Source organism: Dactylosporangium cerinum (assembly GCF_042653625.1).
Lineage (GTDB): Bacteria > Actinomycetota > Actinomycetes > Mycobacteriales > Micromonosporaceae > Dactylosporangium > Dactylosporangium cerinum.
Map to the genome: position 1 here is coordinate 1 of NZ_JBHSIU010000082.1, position 18,199 is coordinate 18,199.

13 protein-coding genes are annotated in these 18,199 nt (G+C 68.4%); 9 read left to right on the forward strand and 4 right to left on the reverse strand.

All coding sequences use genetic code 11. The features are described from left to right. Nucleotides 1-287: 287 nt before the first annotated feature. Together ACFPIJ_RS48050 and ACFPIJ_RS48055 are read right to left on the reverse strand one after the other, a co-directional pair. Complete coding sequence (locus tag ACFPIJ_RS48050) at nucleotides 288-1,646, reverse strand: hypothetical protein (protein ID WP_380126206.1); 1,359 nt, start codon at nucleotides 1,644-1,646, stop codon at nucleotides 288-290. A 56-nt stretch (nucleotides 1,647-1,702) separates the two neighbouring features. Beyond that, nucleotides 1,703-2,746: a LacI family DNA-binding transcriptional regulator gene (locus ACFPIJ_RS48055; protein ID WP_380126207.1), complete on the reverse strand. Its 1,044-nt coding sequence runs from the start codon at nucleotides 2,744-2,746 to the stop codon at nucleotides 1,703-1,705. 1,056 nt (nucleotides 2,747-3,802) lie between these two features. Here ACFPIJ_RS48055 and ACFPIJ_RS48060 point away from each other — a divergent pair. Beyond that, nucleotides 3,803-7,540 carry a GH92 family glycosyl hydrolase gene (locus ACFPIJ_RS48060; RefSeq protein ID WP_380126208.1) on the forward strand — a complete coding sequence of 1,246 codons (3,738 nt, stop codon included), beginning with the start codon at nucleotides 3,803-3,805 and terminating at the stop codon, nucleotides 7,538-7,540. Between the two features lie 346 nt (nucleotides 7,541-7,886). Further along, complete coding sequence (locus tag ACFPIJ_RS48065; RefSeq protein ID WP_380126209.1) at nucleotides 7,887-8,357, forward strand: hypothetical protein; 471 nt, start codon at nucleotides 7,887-7,889, stop codon at nucleotides 8,355-8,357. A 102-nt stretch (nucleotides 8,358-8,459) separates the two neighbouring features. Here ACFPIJ_RS48065 and ACFPIJ_RS48070 read toward each other — a convergent pair whose 3' ends face one another. Continuing rightward, a complete protein-coding gene (locus ACFPIJ_RS48070) occupies nucleotides 8,460-9,239 on the reverse strand; it encodes an integrase core domain-containing protein (protein WP_380126210.1) in 780 nt (259 codons plus the stop codon). A gap of 160 nt (nucleotides 9,240-9,399) precedes the next feature. Beyond that, complete coding sequence (locus tag ACFPIJ_RS48075) at nucleotides 9,400-12,219, reverse strand: AfsR/SARP family transcriptional regulator (protein WP_380126211.1); 2,820 nt, start codon at nucleotides 12,217-12,219, stop codon at nucleotides 9,400-9,402. Between the two features lie 195 nt (nucleotides 12,220-12,414). On the opposite strand from ACFPIJ_RS48075, the gene ACFPIJ_RS48080 reads away from it, so the two are divergent. The 7 genes from ACFPIJ_RS48080 to ACFPIJ_RS48110 all read left to right on the forward strand — a co-directional run bounded on the left by ACFPIJ_RS48080 (nucleotide 12,415) and on the right by ACFPIJ_RS48110 (nucleotide 18,147). Next, nucleotides 12,415-13,110, forward strand: a complete 696-nt coding sequence (locus ACFPIJ_RS48080; protein WP_380126212.1) for an alpha/beta fold hydrolase — start codon at nucleotides 12,415-12,417, stop codon at nucleotides 13,108-13,110. Nucleotides 13,111-13,291: 181 nt separating this feature from the next. Beyond that, a complete protein-coding gene (locus ACFPIJ_RS48085; protein WP_380126213.1) occupies nucleotides 13,292-14,272 on the forward strand; it encodes an aldo/keto reductase in 981 nt (326 codons plus the stop codon). Nucleotides 14,273-14,367: 95 nt separating this feature from the next. Next, nucleotides 14,368-14,772 (forward strand): nuclear transport factor 2 family protein, encoded by a 405-nt coding sequence (locus tag ACFPIJ_RS48090; protein WP_380126214.1) that lies wholly within the window; start codon nucleotides 14,368-14,370, stop codon nucleotides 14,770-14,772. A gap of 29 nt (nucleotides 14,773-14,801) precedes the next feature. Next, nucleotides 14,802-15,305 (forward strand): alpha/beta hydrolase, encoded by a 504-nt coding sequence (locus tag ACFPIJ_RS48095; protein WP_380126215.1) that lies wholly within the window; start codon nucleotides 14,802-14,804, stop codon nucleotides 15,303-15,305. 192 nt (nucleotides 15,306-15,497) lie between these two features. Further along, complete coding sequence (locus ACFPIJ_RS48100; protein ID WP_380126216.1) at nucleotides 15,498-16,325, forward strand: alpha/beta fold hydrolase; 828 nt, start codon at nucleotides 15,498-15,500, stop codon at nucleotides 16,323-16,325. A gap of 608 nt (nucleotides 16,326-16,933) precedes the next feature. After that, the gene (locus ACFPIJ_RS48105; protein ID WP_380126217.1) at nucleotides 16,934-17,623 is read left to right on the forward strand and encodes a class I SAM-dependent methyltransferase; all 690 of its coding nucleotides are present in this window, start codon (nucleotides 16,934-16,936) and stop codon (nucleotides 17,621-17,623) included. A 359-nt stretch (nucleotides 17,624-17,982) separates the two neighbouring features. After that, a complete protein-coding gene (locus ACFPIJ_RS48110; protein WP_380126218.1) occupies nucleotides 17,983-18,147 on the forward strand; it encodes a hypothetical protein in 165 nt (54 codons plus the stop codon). The last annotated feature ends 52 nt before the right edge of the window (nucleotides 18,148-18,199 follow it).

The following is an 18,199-nucleotide window of genomic DNA, read 5'->3' on the forward strand; positions in this document are numbered from 1 at the left end:
CTGGCGAACCATTCAAGCAACCCCTTGACAGCAAGCCTCACAGATCTTGGTCGACTGCTGTCTTACCTGGAGCCTCGCCCTCATCGATCCCCCGGGCCTGCCGCACCGGCCCTGAGCTGCAACATCAGTTTGGAAATCGCTCATTGGTCTGGACGTCCACCGTTTGCGTTTCTGGGTCATAGGTTAGCCGCATTCCTAGCTGTCGGTACACCTCGGCTTTGTCGGCTGGGTCGGCGCGGCGGAGGATGGCGATCGCGTCCGCCAGTCCGGTGACGAGGTCGGAGATCTCATCGTGGCTCATCCGACGCTGGCGCGTCCCGGCAGCCGGCGCTGCGGCGATCAGGATTTCGGCGTTGGCGCGCTCTTGTTCGACTTGGGCGATCCAGGTGGTGACGACGGCTGGGTCGGCGCTGGCCTCGAGGGCGGCGCGGTACCGCTGGAGTTTGGTGTCGCAGTCGGCGATGGTCAGGTTCGCGGCTTCTCGCGCCGGGTCGGGGCCGGTCGGCCCGGTGGCGGTTTGGGTGAGCATCTCGATGGTGTGGTCGCGTTGTGCGGGTGTGTCGTGGTGGGCTGGTAGGTGCCGGGCAGGGCTGGTGACGTCCGGCTGGTGGCCGGACGTGTCCGCCGGGTATCTGGTTTGGTCCTTTGTGGACGTTGTGGTGTTGCCCTGCGGGAGTCGGCGCGTAGGTGGCTGCCGGTGGTGGGGGTGTCAGGGGCCAGAAGCGGATGGTCGCGGGTCCGGGGTGGCGGGTGCTGGCGGGCTGGCCGGGTTTCTTGACGGGGTAGCTGTTGTGCCGGGCGCGTTTGACGGCGCGGGGGCAGCTGCGGTGCCGGCGTTCGGGGTTGGGCTTGTCCGCGATGTCGGCCAGGACCTTGGGTAGTGCCGCGTCCCAGTCCTCAGGGGGAAAGGCCGCCGTTCCGGTGGCGGTACGGCGGACCAGGCGCAGCGTGCGGGTGTAGCTGATCCGGTCGGGGTCCATGTCGGCGGCCTCGGCGGCGCGGGCGACCAGCACGGCCAGCGCGTAGTGGACGCTCAGCCAGGCCCAGATCTCCTGCCGGGCCAGGTCCGGCAGCCGCGAACGCAGCACCCTGCCGGGCCCGCGCAGGTGGGTCTTGACCTGGTCGTTCGCGGTTTCCTCCTCCCAGCGGTCATGGTAGGCGGCGGCCAGTTCGTCGCAGCGGGCATCCGCGGGATCCACGATCGTGGACAACAAGACGATCAACTCGCCGGTGCCGTTACCGACCCGGTCCGGCACGTCGTACTCGACCACCCGGACCAGATGCGCCTGATCAGGATCGAGTTCCCGGCCGACGCGGGCGGCCTCGACGATCCGGTCCCGGCGGGCACCGCGGATCTGCGGGTCGATCACGACCGAGGTGAACGTGCCGTCGGCGAGGACCTCGAGCACCGGCAGCCGCAACTGCGTCGGTGCCCGCCACAGCAACGCCGCCCCGGTCCGCACCGCCGCCGACCAGGCGTCGAACGAGTAGAAGTTGCGGTCCGCGGTCAGCAACTCGTCCGGGCGCAGCCGCGGATACAACCTGCCCGCGAGGGTCTTCTCACCCACCGAGTACGCGTCGACCTCGGCGGCCACGAACGCGTGCGTGCCACACTCCGCCAGGGCCACCACCCGCGCCTTCGGCAACGCCGACCGATGGTCCCCGGACCCGGCATACCCGAACTCGGCCGCATTCTGCGGCGTTAGGCTGGGACCGGTGCGCGCCGCTCGCCCGACCCGTGCGAGATGAGGGTCGTGGGCAGCACGACGGTCTCAGTCGGCCGGTCCCGGTCCGCGAGCCGGGCTAGGGCCAGCCGGCCCGCCTGCCGCCCCATCTCCTCGGGATCGTCGGCCACGACCGTCACGCCGAGCACCCTGGCCCATTCGACGTTGTCGAAGCCGACGACGGCGGGTAGCGGGTCCGGGGCGCGGTAGACGAGTTCCTCGACGACGCCGAGCAGCGCCCTGTTGTTGCCCGCGAAGAAGGCTGTCGGCGGGTCCTGGGTGTCGAGGAGCTCGGCTACGCGCGTCCGGGCGGCGGCCACGTCGTGTGCGCCGGTACGCAGCCATCGACGCCAATCTGTCACCCCAGCCGCCTCGAGCGCGCCGGCCATTCCGGCGAGGCGGTCGCGGTGGGTCGGCAGCCAGTCGTAGTCACCGATGAAGGCGATGCGTCGGTGCCCCGCGGAGAGCAGGTGCAGAGCGGCGGCACGTCCGCCGCCAACATTGTCGAACACCACGGCGTCGGCATCGAGATGCTGCACCGGGCGGTCGACGAAGATCACCGGCATGCCACGATCCTGGAGCTCCTCGTAGACCGTGTGGTCAGCCATCGCCGACGCGACGATCAGCGCTTTCGTCTGGCGGTCGGCGAGATTGCGCGCCAGCGACCACTCGACCTCGGGCGACTCGCCAGAGTTGGACACCGTCAGCAGCAGATCGCCCGTGCGCAGCTCGTCCTCGAGCCCCTTCGCCAGGGCGGGGTAGAACGGGTTGGCCAGGTCGGTGGTGATCAGACCGACGGCGTCGAACAACTGCCCGCGGGCGAGCAGGCTCGCCGCGGCGTTGCGCCGGTAGCCGAGCAGCTGGGCCGCGGCGAACACCCGCTCGCGCTTGGCAGCGCTGACGTGGGGCTCACCTCCCAGCACCCGAGAGGCGGTCTTCAGACTGACCGCCGCGAGCTCAGCGACGTGCGCGAGCGTCGGGCGTCGGGTCGCGTCTGCCTGTCCAGCGGGTTGGTTCGTCACACCACTCATTGTCCTCAGACCGGGCCCACTGCGTGGGCGAGTGCCAACGCCGCTCGGCCAAGCGCTCTGGGCAGCGAGCTGGCAAGGTGCGTGTTGCTCAAAGAGGGAGAGGCAGAGCTCCGGCATAGGGGTTTATCACTCCAAGACAACCCATGCCATGAACTCCGCTCAATCGATCAGATTGCCATAGCCCCGTACGGGACGGAAGCCGCGTGTCGGGTTCGTGTCGGCTCGTCCCGTTGGGGATGGCTGATGGGTCTTGCTGTGACCCGCCGTGTCCAGCGGCGGGTACGGCTCCCGCCAGCCAGGGTGGTGGGCCCTGGCCGAGCCGATTCCGAGGCGCATTTGCTGAGCTCTGACGTCGTGCGGACGGCTGCACTGGGTGCTCTGCGCCGCGCCGACGCGAACTTCGTCGCCGGCCACCGGGACATTCGGCCCCTTGACGGCAAAGGCACGGCCCTGCAAAGCTCCCAACCAAGTAAATGACAGCGCTGTCAAAACGAGGGAGCAGTAATCATGGCGCGCGTGCGCCTCAGGGTAGGTCGGGCCGACCGGCCGTGCGCGACCTGAATGGCGGCCAGCGGTCACGGGTCCACCCCGGCCACGCCTCGACGGACCACGTCGGCGGGTGCATCCATTCCCGGCCAAAAATGGTGACGATCAGGACCTCGGCATCCTGCTCGGACTCACGGCCGGCGGCCATCCAGTCGCCGACATTGCGTGAGCAGTTTGATGATCATGCGGAGATGGTGCTGGGTCCACCTCTGCAGTCCGTGCCGCTTCGCGATGCCCACAACGGACTGGTCCGGGGCGGTCGCCGAGCAGCCTGGCGGCAGCGCGCGGGCCTCGCCGCCCTGGTGCAGCAGCCAGGAAACGACGACTCCGAGCCAAGGTGTTCGCCCTCGTCCAGGGACGCCCCACACCTCGGCCGGGGCCGACGCCAACGAACCGAGCTAATACCCCGGCTCGGCTTCACAGATCAGGAGACCGGCAACAATGAAGTTAGTCAGTCCAGGGATAGGCAGACGTATTCCGCGTGTCGCCATCCCAAGCATCGTGGCGCTCGTCGCCACCTCAGGATTCGTGGCGGTGCCGTCGGCGATGGCGGCCGAACCCCTCGTCACCAACCCCGCTCAGTACGTCCACACGCTCGCCGGCACACAGGGCGCCACCAACTCGTTCCCGGGGCCGGCCATGCCCTTCGGCATGGTGCAGTTCTCACCGGACACGGCCAGCTCCGGCAACGTTCAGAGCACCACCGGGCCCACCGGTGCCGGCTACAAGTACAACCAGAACCACATCATCGGGTTCGGCATGACCCACGCCTCTCAGGGCTGTGGCATGGGCGGTGACTTCCCGATCCTTCCCACCAGCTACGACAATCTCACGGCCACGAGTAACACCGCGGCACCGTGGGCCCAGAAGATCTCGCTGAACCGCACCGAATTCCCGGAGACCGGGGAGACGGGCTACTACAAGGCGACCGCTCGGGACACCTCGACGATGAACGGGACGGCTGCCGCCGGCCGGTTGATCACCACCGAGCTGAGCGCCTCCACCCGTGCCGGTATCGCGCAGTTCACCTTCCCGGCCGACACGCCGGCGCCGAAGGTGTTCCTGCGGACCAACCAGACCGCGTGGTCGACGTCCTCCTTCAACTCGGAGATGACGGTCGATCCGGCGACCGGGCTGGTCACGGCTCGGGCCCTGGTCGGGAACTTCTGCCGCAAGGGTGAGCAGCACAACATCTACTACGCGCTGCGTTTCGAGCAGCCCTGGGCCGGCTTCGGCACCTGGGTCAACGGGCAGGCCGCTCAGGCCGGGCGTACGCATGTCTCTACCAGCGCGAACACCCAGACCGGTGGCTACTTCACGTTCCCGGACGGGACGCAGGCCATCCGCGCCCGCATGGCGATCTCCTACACCTCGACGGAGAACGCCATTCTCAATCTCAACACCGAGATGCCCAACACGCGGACGTTCGACGATGTCAGGACGGCCAACCGTGCGGCGTGGAACACCGAGTTGAGCAAGGTCCAGGTCTCCGCGCCGGTTGACGGCCAGTCGGATGACTACCTGCGTACCTTCTACACCCAGCTCTACCACTCGATCACCCACCCGGCCACCCACAGTGACGTCAACGGTGAGTACCTCGGGTTCGAGTCGACGCCGAAGATCCACAACGTCTCGGAGAGCCCCGGGGCAAACGGGCGGACCCGGCGCCAGTACACGATGATCTCCGACTGGGACACCTATCGGGCCCTGACCCCCTTCCAGGCGGCCATCTGGCCCGAGGTCGCCTCCGACCAGGCCCAGTCCCTGGTCAATGCGGCCGAACAGATGGGTTCCTTCCCCAGGTGGATGGTTGCCAACACCTCGACCAACCAGATGAACGGGGACAGCGTCGCACCCCTGCTGGCGTTCACGTGGCACTTCGGTGCGCGCGACTGGAATGTCGACCGCGCGATCGACATCATGCTCGAGAACTCGATCGGCAGTAAGGCCGGCAAGTTCACCGGCGGCACCAACACCGGCGCCGGTGGCACCAACGGCATGACGAACACCCGCTGGCCCATCATGCAGCGGCCCGGGGCCGACTACTACAACGAATACGGTTACGCCCCGCAGCTGCGGCCTTTCCAGGCGGATCACGTGGTCACGGGCGCGTCCTACACGCTCGAATACGCGATCGCCGACTTCTCCGTCGCCGAGCTCGCCCAGGCCAGGGGCCGCACCGCCACCGCCAAGCAGTTCTACGAGCGGGCCCAGTGGTGGCAGAACCTGTGGAACCCGACGGCGGACGGCATCCAGCCGCGCGACGTCAACGGCCGCTACCCCGAGTCCGACCCGCGCCTGCAGTACCCGGCCTCGTTCGGTTACCGCGGTAACGTCTACGACCTCGGCCAGCAGGGCTTCGAGGAGGGCAACGCCGAGCAGTACCTGTGGATGGTGCCGCACAACCTCGCCGGCCTGATCACCGCCATGGGCGGTAAGGAGGCCGCGACCGCGCGGCTCGACAAGTTCCTGTCGACCGGCCTGGTGCGCGGTGCCGGCGCCAACGTGCCCTACATGAACCTCGACAACGAGCCGAACTTCGGTGTGCCGTGGGTCTACAACTACCTGGGCCGTCCCGACCGGACGTCCGAAGTGGTCGACCAGATCACCGGGACCCTGTTCGGCTACAAGCCGACTGGTTCCGAGCCCGGCAACGACGACCTCGGTGCCCTCGCCAACCTCTACGTCTGGGCAGCGCTGGGTATGTACCCCGAGACCTCTGGCGCGTCGGCCGTGAACTTCAACACCCCGCTTTTCGACAAGTCGGTCATCAAGCTCGGCAACGGTCGCACGCTGACCATCAACGCCCCCGGCGCCCAGTCGGGCAAGCGATACATCAACAATGTCAAGATCAACGGTGCGACGTCGAGCAAGTCGTGGTTCGACTGGAAGACCGTGTCCAAGGACACCACGATCGACTTCACCGTCGGTTCCAGTCCCAACGGGTGGGGCACGGGCAACTCCGACCTCCCGCCGTCGTGGCAGGCCGGATCCAAGCCCGTCTCGCTCAACGTCAACACCGTCGGCTCGCCGACGTTCGGTGCCGTAGAGCTGCAGCCCGGCGCAACAGGCAACGCCAAGGTCGACATCCAGCGCATCGGCTCGAATGCCCAGGCGCTTCACGTCGCCGTCACCACCTCAAACCCGGGCATCGTTGCCGCCTCGGTTCCTACCCAGCATTTCGACGCTCAGGGCCGCGTCAGTGTGCCCCTGTCCTTCACGGTCGCTCCCCACGTGCCTTCGGGCTACTACCAGGCGACTGTGACCGTCACCTCGAACGGATCGTCGACCTCTGAGAAGGCCATTCTCCGGGTCACCAAGCCAGGGTCGCTCGAGGCCGGCAAGACCGTCACGGGCACCGCCCTCTATGACGCCCTCAAGGGCTCGTTCGACGGCGGCAGCGGCATTACGTGGTCCGGTAGCAACGGCACCAACATGGGGAACAACACCACCACCAACACCTACGACCGCAAGGAGCTCGCCGCCGTGGGTCTCGCCCCCGGCGCGGTCAAGCACTTCACCGCCAGTGGCGTGCCTCTGACCGTCGTGTGGCCCAACGCGCCCGTCGGGTACGCCGAGGCCTACCAGCCGGCCGCGAACCAGACCATCCAGCTCGAGCGTCCCACCTCGACGTTCTCGCTGGTTGGCGCGGCCTACACCGGGAACACGACCGTCCAGGCGACGCTGCAGATCACGGACGGCACCAATGTCGCCGAGGCCACCTACCCCGTGGCCTTCTCGAACTGGGTCCTGCCTTCGACGACCGGCGACGTTCGCAACGGGACGCTGCAGCCGCAGTACGACAACAGCGTCGTCGCGTGGATGCCGCACCGCCTTGCCCCCGAGACGGCCAACGATGCGGGCGCGTACGTCTTCGCGACCAAGCCGTACGTCGCTCCCGCGGGTTGGAAGGTCACGTCGATCACGTTCCCGACGGCCGCCACCGGCCAGCGGATCTTCGCGGTCGCGGGTGACGCCCCGGCCGTGCACCTGGCGGCCAACGAGGCCAACGCCGGTGACGTGGTCGCTGTGACCGGGTCCGGCTTCGCCCCCGGCGAGCCGGTGACTGTCTCGCTCGACAAGGCGAATGTCGTGCTCGTGGCGAATGCGTTCGGCGCCATCTCGGGCAACATCACGGTTCCTCGGTCGCTGCGTTCGGGGACCTACCAGGTGTCGGCTTCGGTGGCTTCACTGCCGGATGGGGCTGTTCAGTCCCCGACCCTCGTCGTGCGCAAGTAGGCAAAGGCGTATGACGACCAGAAGGGGCGGACGTGTGGTCAGGTGCCTGGTGATCCGAAGGGTCCCCGGAAGCTGATCGGATAGCCGCCCGGCGGGGTGGTTCGTCCTACGGGACGAGCCACCCCGAGACGGCACGATGCGACGGCGTCGAAACATGCCGAAACCAAACAAGGGCATGCCAAGGCCAAAAGCCGAGCGTGGCCGGAGAAGACATCGTGGGGCCCGGTGGAGTATGCATCCACCGGCGCGGCGGCTACCCGTCACAGGCCGCCGCCCGGCAGGCCCGCGACGCCTGGCTGGACGGTACCGCCGCCGACCGCACCGCCCAGGGCTGGACCGTCGAACGGTGGCTGCGGCACTGGCTCGACACCCGCACCACCATCCGAGCGACCACCCGGTTCCACTACACCCGGGACGTCGACACCGTCCTCATTCCCACCTCGGCGCCTACCGGCTCGCCGACCTCGACGCCGGCCTGCTGCGCACCGTCTTCACCAAGATTGCCGCGGTCACCAACAGCAAGGGCCGACCGCAGTCGGCGTCGGCGATGCAGCACCTGCGCACCACCCTGCGCGCCGCGCTCAACCTCGCCGTCGAAGAAGGCGTCCTCGACTGCAACCCGGCCCGGCACATCGAAATCAAGGGATACCAGCAGCCGCACGCCAAGGTCTGGACCGAGGCCCGCGTCGCCTCCTGGGAACAGACCGGCGCCCATCCCGCTGTCGCGGTCTGGACCGCCGACCATCTCGCCGAGTTTCTCCAACGCGGCAACCATCCGATCCCAGGTCGCGGCACTGACCACGAACGGCGGCGATGACAATCGGCGAGCCACATGAAACGCCCGCAGATCCTCCACCTCGGCATCCTGTACGGTGCCAAAACTGTGCTTCGGGCTGTGAGCTGGGGGTTTGCAGGTGGGTCAGGCAGCTCGGTGATACTCGTTGATGACGCCGCTCAGGACGCGGCGTCGCCGGATCGGTTTGTCGATCGCGACGATCACGCTGGGGTCGTGGTCGGGTGGATGCTGGTCCAGGCTCTGGTGCGGCCGGTGCCGGTCGAAGTGGTCCTCGTAGTCGTGTAGCACCGTCCGGGCGTGCTGCTCGTTGTAGATCAGGACCTGGTCCGTGCACTCGGCCCTGACGCTGCGCACGAAGCGCTCCGCGAACGCGTTTGCCCGAGGTGTGCGCGGCGGGATCTTCACGACGTTGATGCCTTCGGCGGCGAACACGGCGTCGAAGGACGCGGTGAACTTGGCGTCGCGGTCGCGGATCAGGAACCGGAACTGTGGCACACGGTCTCCGAGGTCCAGCACCAGGTTGCGGGCTTGCTGGGTGGTCCAGGCAGCGGTCGGGTGTGCGGTGATACCGAGGATGTGCACTCGCCGGGTCGTGATCTCCATGACGAACAAGACATACAGCCGCCGTAGCATGATGGTGTCGATGTGGAAGAAGTCGGTCGCCGGCAGCCCGGACGCCTGCGCGCGCAGGACCGTCCGCCACCTGGTGTCGATCTCACACGGGGCAGGCCCGACCCTCGATCGGGCGAGGATGCGGCGGATGGTGCCGGCGCCGACCCGGTGGCCGAGGCCGACGAGTTCACCTTGGATGCGCCGATGCCCCCAGCCGGGGTTCTCCCGGGCCAGGCGCAGAACCAGGTCACGGATCTCGTCGCTGATCCGTGGCCTTATTGGCAGGAGCAACGTGGAGCACGAGCAGTTGGCCTTTCTCGACCAATTCCGGGTCCGACAACTTCTTGTGCTCTTGCACATCGAGCAGGTACATGCCGGCACCGAGGAATGGCGCCGGGATGATGCCGGACGACTCTGAAGCCGACGTTGTTGAGGTCGAGTCCGGACACGGTCAGGCGCGACCTACGCGAAGGTTGGCGAGTTTCCTGCGTACCTCGTCCACCGCCTCGGTCGCGGGCATCCCGATCTCGCGGGCGAGGCCGTCGAGGATGGCGGTGTTCGACGACAGGGTCAGGTAGCGTTGCCAGACCTGCGCGGCGCGGTCCGGCTGCCCGGAGGCCAGCAGCGCGTCACCGTAGGCGGGCAGGATCTCGATCTCGATGGCCGTGTATTCCTGCAGCCGCGCCGATGTGATCGCCCGCTCGCCGAAATCGATCGTGTTGGCCAGGTCGCCGGCTGCCGCGTAGATCTTGGCGATTTCGCTGAGTACCCATGGCCTGAGGTTGGCGCCGCCCGCGTTGTCCTCGGCCAGCGTCAACGCTTCGAACAGCGCCGGAAACGCCGCCGCGACCTGACCGATTCCTCGTAGGGTGATGGCGTGCGCGTGCAACACGGTGCTCAGGACGTGCGGCACGCCGCACCGGCGGGCCAGGTCCACGGCCCGCTCCGCCTGCCGTACCCGTTCAGCGGGGTCGTCGGTGAAGGTGACCGCGAGGTTGCGCCAGGTGTTCGCCTGGCCGGCGAGATCGCCAAGCTGCTGGAACAGGTCCAGAGCGGACGTGTAGTAGACGTGGGCGGCACCGCGGTCGCCGCAGCGGGCGAACTTGGCCCCGGCATCCCGGTGACACTCCGCGGTGAGCATCGCCTCGTTGACCGCCGCGGCCGCCTCGAGCGCCAGGTGAACGTAGGGGAGCATGTCCCTGGGCGCATCCACGTTCTGGCTCATCGGGCGCCAGTCAAGGGTGATGAGCAGGACACTACGATACGCGCCCACGTCGGCGGCCCGCCGGACAATCGCCTGCAGGACGGCCCTTTCCCGCAGATACCACTGCACGGCATCGGCAACGCTGACGTGCTGCTCCGGGACGACACCGTCGACGGCCGGATCGAGGGGTACCAGCGGCGGCCGGCCGTGCAGCAGGTAGGCCGCCCTGGTGGACCGGACGTAGTGGTCGATGAGCCGCGCGGTCGGGGCGGCGGTGTCGGTGCCGAGCTGTTCCAGCGCGTACCGGCGGATCAGGTCGTGGAAGGCGTACCGGCCGGGCGTGGTCTCGCGTAGCAGGTTCGCCGCGGTCAGCGCGGTGAGCGCGGCGCGTGCCCGGGTCGAGGGCAGCGTGGAGAGGCTGACCGCCGCGGCGAACGAGATGTCCGGACCGGGGTGGACCGCGAGTGCGCCGAGCATCAGCATCGCGTCCGGCTGCAGCGCCCGGTACGACCAGGAGATAACCTCGCGCAGGTCGACCTCGGCGTCGCCGCCCACCAGCGCGTCCAGCGGTCCGACCGAGTTCGCCAGCTCGCTCGCGAGCAGATCCAGCGGGAACAGTGGGTTGGCCACTCCGCGCGCGGCCACGATCGCCAGGGCCAGCGGCAGGCCGGCACACGCCTCGCAGAGGCGCTGCGCGGCGGCCGGTGCGGCGCTGGTCCGCAGCCCGCCGAGCCGCAGAGTCAGGAACTGGTGTGCCTCGGCAGTACTGAACGGTTCCAGGGGGATCAGCGTCGCGTCCGCGAGCGCCACCAGGCTGGCCAGCCGGTTGCGGCTGGTGACGATGACCATGCTGTCGGTCCTGCCGGGCAGCAGCGGCTGCACCTGTTGCGCGTCCCGGGCGTTGTCGATCACGACCAGGACACGGCGGGTGCTGAGCAGCGTGCGCCACATGCCGGCCCGTGCCTCCAGGCCGTCGGGCAGGGCGGCTGGTGTGACGCCGAGCGACTGCAGCAGATCGCGCAGGGCGTCACCCGGATCGACCGCCCGGCCGGACGCGTCGAACCCGCGTAGGTTCACGTACAGCTGACCGTCGGGGTAGTCCGCGGCGCGAGAATGAGCCCAATGAAGGGCCAACGAGGTCTTGCCGACGCCGGCCATCCCGCTGATCGCGTACACCCCGGCGCCGCCCGACCCCAGCACACCCAGGACGTCACCACGCCCGGCGAACGCGCGCGGCGCTGCAGGCAGCTGTGCCGGCCGGACCGCGCTGAGTGCCGAGCCGAAGCCGGGGATCGACGCCTGGGCGAGAACGGCCCGCTGGGCGTCGACGAGCCCGGGTCCCGGGTCGCTACCCAGCTCCTCGCGTAACCGCTCGCGTACCCGGTCGTATGTGGCAAGGGCGTCCGCCGGGCGGCCAGCGGCCGCCAGGCACCGCATGACCGACGCCTGGATGGTCTCGTCGAGCGGGTGTTCGGCGGCCACGCGCCGCAGACCTGGGAGCACCTCGGCGGCCAGGCCGCAGGACAGTGCGGCGTCGGCGGAGGCCACTGCGGCGCGGACCCGCTCATCCTCCAGCGCCACGAACATCGGTAGCTCGCGAAACGCCTCGTCACCGGCCGGCGCCTGGGCCACCTCCATGGCCTGGGCGAACAGCTCGACCGCAGACTCCGCCGCGCCGCCCCGCAGCGCCGACTCCGCGGCCGCAATCAGGCCGCGGAACCGCAACAGGTCGCACGAGCCGGCATCGACCGCCAGCCGGTACCCGGAACCGGTCGGCAGCACCCACCGCCCGACCGCCCGGCGCTCGAGATCCGCCTCGAAGACCCGCCGCAGCGCCCCGACGTACCGGTGAATCTGGTTCACCGCGGTCGCGGCCGGCTCGTCCTGCCACAGCACCGTCACGAACTGGCCGATAGCCACCGGCTGCCCGCCCGCAGCCAGCAGCAGGCCGAGCATGGCCCGCTGTTTCGGCGGACCGAGCGCCAGCTCCGCACCGTCGGACCAGACCCGAGCACCCCCGAACAGCCCGAACCGCAGCCGAGGATCACGGGGCGGCGCGCTGGTCACCGACCCATCATCGCAGAACCACGGCACGGCCTGCGCCGGCCCGCTCCTCCCGGTTGCCCCGCATGCGGGTCGACACAACAGCCGCCGACCAGTGCGGCCCGCACGCGCAGGCGGTCACTTGATGCGCACTCTGTCGGCACACCCCGTCCGTAGCGTCGCCTGGTATCCGATCAACTCACCCCGAGGAGGCTCCTCATGAACCAAATCGCGAACAACGTCGTGCTCGTACACGGCGGCTTCGTCGACGGCTCGGGCTGGCAGAAGGTCTACCAGCTTCTGCGGCAGGACGGCTTCACCGTCAGCATCGTGCAGAACCCCACCCTGTCACTGGAAGTCGACGCTGAGGTGACCCGGCGGATCCTCCAGCAGCAGGACGGGCCGACCGTGCTGGTGGGCCACTCCTACGGCGGCGCGGTCATCAGCGAGGCCGGAACCCACCCGGCCGTCTGCGCTCTGGTCTACATCGCGGCCTTCGCGCCGGACAAGGGCGAGTCGGTCAACACCCTGATCGCCGATCCGCCGCCCGGCGCTCCGGTGCCACCGATCCTGCCGCCGCAGGACGGCTTCCTGTTCCTCGACCGGGCGAAGTTCGCCGCCTCCTTCGCCGGCGACCTTCCGCTGTACGAGGCGCAGTTCATGGCCGACTCCCAGGTGCCCTGGGGCGTCAGCGCGCTCGCCGGCGCGGTCACCGAGCCCGCCTGGCGCACCAAGCCGAGCTGGTACCTGGTCGCCACCGACGACCGGATGATCCCGCCGCCCGCCCAGCGCGCGATGGCCGAACGCGCCGGCGCCACGGTCACCGAGGCGCCGGGCAGCCACTCCATCTACGTGTCCCAGCCGCAGGCCGTGGCCAACCTGATCAAGCAGGCCGCGGCCGGGGCTGTCCGCTAACCAACCCGCACCGCTGACGGTATCCGGTCTGTCGCCGCGTAGTCGCTGCCCGGATACCGCCAACCCACCCACGCCGGCGCTCCTAGCAAACCGGCTCATCGAAAGGAACTGACATGTCTGTCTGCCGCTTACGTCTGATGCACCTTCCCTTCGATACTTTCGACGAGAAACGAGTTCTCTGATGCAGTACGCCATGCTGGGGAGCCTGCGGGTTTCCCGGATCGGCCTGGGTGCCATGACCATGGCCGGCACCTACACCTCCGGCGGCGGCCTGGACGACGCCGAATCCATCCGCGCCATCCATCGCGCGCTCGACCTCGGCGTCACCCACATCGACACCGCTGAAAGCTACGGCCCGTTCCACAGCGAGGAGATCGTCGGTCAGGCGCTGCAGGGTCGACGCGACCAGGTCGTCGTCGCCACGAAGTTCGGCATCCTGTCCCATTCCGGTGGTGGACCCGGCCCATTCGACAGCAGTCCAGCCAACATCCGCACCGCCGTCGAGGGCTCCCTGCAACGCCTTCGCACCGACCGGATCGACCTCTACTACCAGCACCGGGTCGACCAGAACACCCCCATCGAGGACACCATCGGCGCCGTGACCGAGCTGATCGCCGAAGGCAAGGTCCTGCACATCGGCCTGTCCGAGGCCTCGCCGGACACGATCCGCCGCGCCCACGCCGTGCACCCGATTGCCGCGTTGCAGACCGAATATTCCCTGTGGACCCGCGATCCCGAGACCGAGCTGCTGCCCCTGCTGCGTGAGCGGCGCATCGGCCTGGTCCCGTACGCGCCGCTCGGGCACGGGTTCCTGACCGGCCAGATCCGCACCCCGGACGACATCCCCGACGACGACTGGCGCAAGACCAATCCGCGCTTCCTCGGCGAGGCCTTCTACCAGAACCTGCAGATCGTGCAGGACGTACGGAACATCGCGGCCGAGGCCGGTGCTACCCCGGCGCAGATCGCGCTGGCCTGGCTGCTGGCCCAGTGCGGGGACATCGCCCCGATCCCCGGCAGCCGGCGAGTCGCTCGCGTCGAGGAGAACACCGCCGCCGACGGCGTCGTCCTGACCGCCGACCAGTTGCAGCGGCTCAACAACATCACGCCGGCCGCCGGGGCCCGACACGACGAAGTCAACATGGCCTCGATCGACCGCTGAATCCCAGCATCGCCGAGTGTGCCCAACCAGCCCAAACACCTGAACCTACCGGGATTCTCGACGCACGAGAGCCTTCGCCTCAAAGGAGAAACGCCATGTCCCCAGCTACATCACTGACCGAGCAGAACCGCGCGATCGTCGAAGCCATGTTCGAAGCGGCGAACAAGGGCGACATCGATGGAGTCTTCTCCTTGCTGTCCGAGGACGTCACGATCATCGAGCCGCTGTTCATGCCCTTCGGGAAGGCATACCACGGCAAGGACGAATTCCTCGGTCTCGCCCAGGTCCTGCCGAACTACCTCGACATCTCCTCGATCACCGTGCACTACACCATCGCCGACGGCGACCGCGTCGCGGCGTGCGTCGGCATCACGGACGTCACGACCGGAGAGCTGACCGAGTTCATCGAACAATTCACCATCAAGGATGGCAAGATCGTCGAGAATCGGGTGTTCTACCACAACGCCGGCACCTTGGTCGACAAGCCCAAGGTCGTGTAGCGCGCACTCGAACTCGCTGATCGCCCTCCGTGCTTGTCGGGCACTCCTACGGCGGAGTCGTCGTCTCCGAGGCTGGCACTCACGATGCCGTGGCGGCGGTGGTGTACATAGCCGCGTTCGCCCCGGACAAGGGCGAGTCGGTGAGCATGCTCATCGCCGACCCGCCGCCCGGCGCGCCGGTGCCGCCGATCCTGCCGCCCGTCGACGGCTTCCTGCTGCTGGACCGTGAGCGCTTCGCCGCGTCGTTCGCCGGCGACCTGCCCGCAAGCCAGGCAGCGTTCATGGCAGACTCCCAGCTCCCTTGGGGCGTCGAGGCGCTCGCCGGCACCGTCTCCGCGCCCGCGTGGCGGACCAAGCCGAGCTGGTACCTGGTCGCTGCCGACGACCGCATGACCCCGCCGCCCGCCCAGCGGGCAATGGCCGAACGGGCCGCCGCGACCACGGTCGAGTCCTCCGGCAGCCACGCTGTGTACCTCTCGCAGCCGGCCGCCGTCACCGATCTGATCAAGAAGGCCGCCCAGTCGGTCAGCTGAGCGAACCACCCGTCGCATGTCCCGGTCCGCGCTCGAGGCCGGGGCATGCGACGCCTGCCAGGCCCACCAGGGCAATCGTTGTGTTCGGCTTCGCCGGGTGCATCAACGTGACCGCCGCCGGCACGGAGGCGCCGCGACAGCCCGGCCATCCACCAAGTTCAGCTCCCACCGATTGATGAAGGAGTGACCGCCATGTTTCGCCTGTTTCGACGTCCACTGGCCGTGCTGCCCATCGTGGTCGCCGCGATCCTCGGCGCCACAACGCTCGCCGCTACCTCGCAGGCCACCGACCGCCCCACGGTCAAGCCCACCGTGGTGATGGTTCACGGCGGATGGGCGGACTCGTCGGGATGGAACGCCGAGATCAGATCGCTGACCGAACGCGGCTACCCGGTGATCGCGCCGGCCAACCCGCTGCGCGGTCTGTCCACGGACGCTGCCTACATCCGCAGCGTACTGCAGACCATCGACGGGCCGATCGTCCTGGTCGGACACTCCTACGGCGGCGCCGTCATCAGCAACGCCGCAGTCGGCGTGCCCAACGTAAAGGCGCTGGTCTACGTCGCGGCCTTCGCCCCCGAACACGGAGAGTCGCTGGCCCAACTGGTGAACAGGTACCCGGGCACCCACATCACGCCGGATGCCCTCGTCGAGCGGCCGTACCCGCTGGACGGAGGTGGCACCGGCACCGACCTGTACCTCAAGGCGAGCATCTTCCGTGAGGCCTTCGCTGGCGACCTGCCCCGCGCGACGACCGATCTCATGCAGGCCACCCAGCGCCCGTTCTCCGTCGCGGCATTCACCGAGGGCTCCGGCGAGCCGGCCTGGCGGTCCCTGCCGTCCTGGTACCTCCTCGCGACCCAGGACAACGCCATCCCCCCGAAGGCGCAGGAGTTCATGGCCACTCGTGCCAACGCCCACATCACCCGGGTGCGCGCGTCCCACGTGCCGATGCAGTCACAGCCGCAGGCCACCACCGAGCTGATCCTCAAGGCCGCTCAGGCAACGACGCACCACTGACATGACACGCCAGTGGCGTTCCCCGGCCGGGCACCCGGCCGGGGAACCACCCAGCACCACGTTACGGCCTTGATTCTTGACGCACGAGAGCCTTCACCTCAAAGGAAAAGGTCTCCCACGGCAAAACGAATTCCTCGGCCTCACCCAGGTCATGCAGAACTACCTCGACCTTTCCTCGACCACGGTGCACTACACCATCGCCGACGGCGACCGCGTCTCGGCGTGGATCGGCACCCCGGACGTCACGACCGGAGAGCTGACCCACTACATCGAACAATCCACATCAAGGACGGCAAGATCATCGAGCTTCGGCTGTTCTGCAACAACGCCGGCACCTTGGTCGACAAACCCAAGGTCGTGTAGCGCACACTCAAACTCGCTGATCGCCTCCAGCGTCTCCTCACCCAGTAGTCGGACCTCGGCGTGCTCGGAATTTCCGGGCCGTCCGGGAGGGCGAGCGCGCACGCGAGGAACTCTCGCTCATCCTCGCCAAGCTGGAGCGGACCGCCACGCGCTTCGTAGAGCGGCGCGATGCCCGGCGCGCCATGCAATGACCGATGACCCGACACATCGAGTCCGCCCGTTTCGTCGGTTAGAAAGAAGGCGTCGTGAACAACACTCTCATTCCGTTCATCCGTGAGTTCGCCAAGGCGCCAACCGTTGTCGCATCGGTGATACCGAGCGGCAAAGCTCTCGCTCTGCAGATGACATCACCGATTCCGTCAATGGGGCAACCTGTCGTCGTGGAACTTGGCTCCGGCACTGGTGCGTTCAGCCGGACGATTCAAGAGCGACTCAACGGGCGGGGGCGGCATATCGCCCTCGACATCAATGAGCGTTTTACCGCCCTGTTGACCGAACGCTTCGCCGGCCTCGACGCGGTCACGGCGGATGCCCGCGACGTCTCCACCATCCTCGCCGAACGCGGCCTCGGTCAGGCCGATGCCATCGTCAGCGGCCTACCGTGGACGCTGTTCCGGGACGAACGACAGCGTGAACTGCTCGACGCCGTCGTGGACGCCTTGTCGCCACAGGGTGCCTTCACGACCTTCGCCTATGTCCATGCCCGCCGGTCCATCCCGGCTCGCCGGCTCCGCCGGTCATTGGCGGATCGGTTCGAGGAAGTCGTCCTCGGGCGGACCGTGTGGGCGAATCTGCCTCCGGCCCTGGTGTATCACTGCCGTCGTCCCCAGCCACGAAAGCGGAACCATCGGACGGCCGGCGTACCAGGCCACGCCGTGCCGGCAGATCGATTCGGTGCCGGAGATGCCAGCGCCGCCGATCAGCACCGCTGGTGACGGTGTGTAGTACCTCCGGGAAGTCGGTCAGACGTCCGCGCCAGCCGGTGCCGGCCGCGGGCGAGACTGTCCAGGCCGGGCCGCACCGCCGCCCCCGGGGATGGGGACTGGTTGGTGCCGTACGCGACGGTGGTCGGGGTGGGCAGCAGATCGTGGCGGGTGCCGCCCGGCTCGATCAGATCGGGTAGCCGTGGACGTCGAGGCAATGCTGCCCCTGCAGAAACCATCCGGCCCGGTCGGAGCTGGTGCATGGGTAGGGCGAGATATCGACCCCGATTGCTTGCGCCGGGCTCTCACGCAGCCGGCGATCGCCAGGGCATGATGGTCCGCCGTGCAGGCTGCGTATGGCGTGCCGGGGCGTGACGAACGCATTCGCGGTGCTGCACCTGCTGCCGATGAGCGATCGGGACGCCAACGGCCAGGACGTCCTCGCCGGTGGCCAGTTGTTCTGCCCGTCGGCGATCACGTTCACGGTCTCGTGCGCAATCGCCTCGCACCCTCAGCCGTTGCCCTCAACCTTCTGATCCGGTGCGCCGTGAGGCGCTGTTGTTCGAGTGGAGGTGCAAGACCGCCACC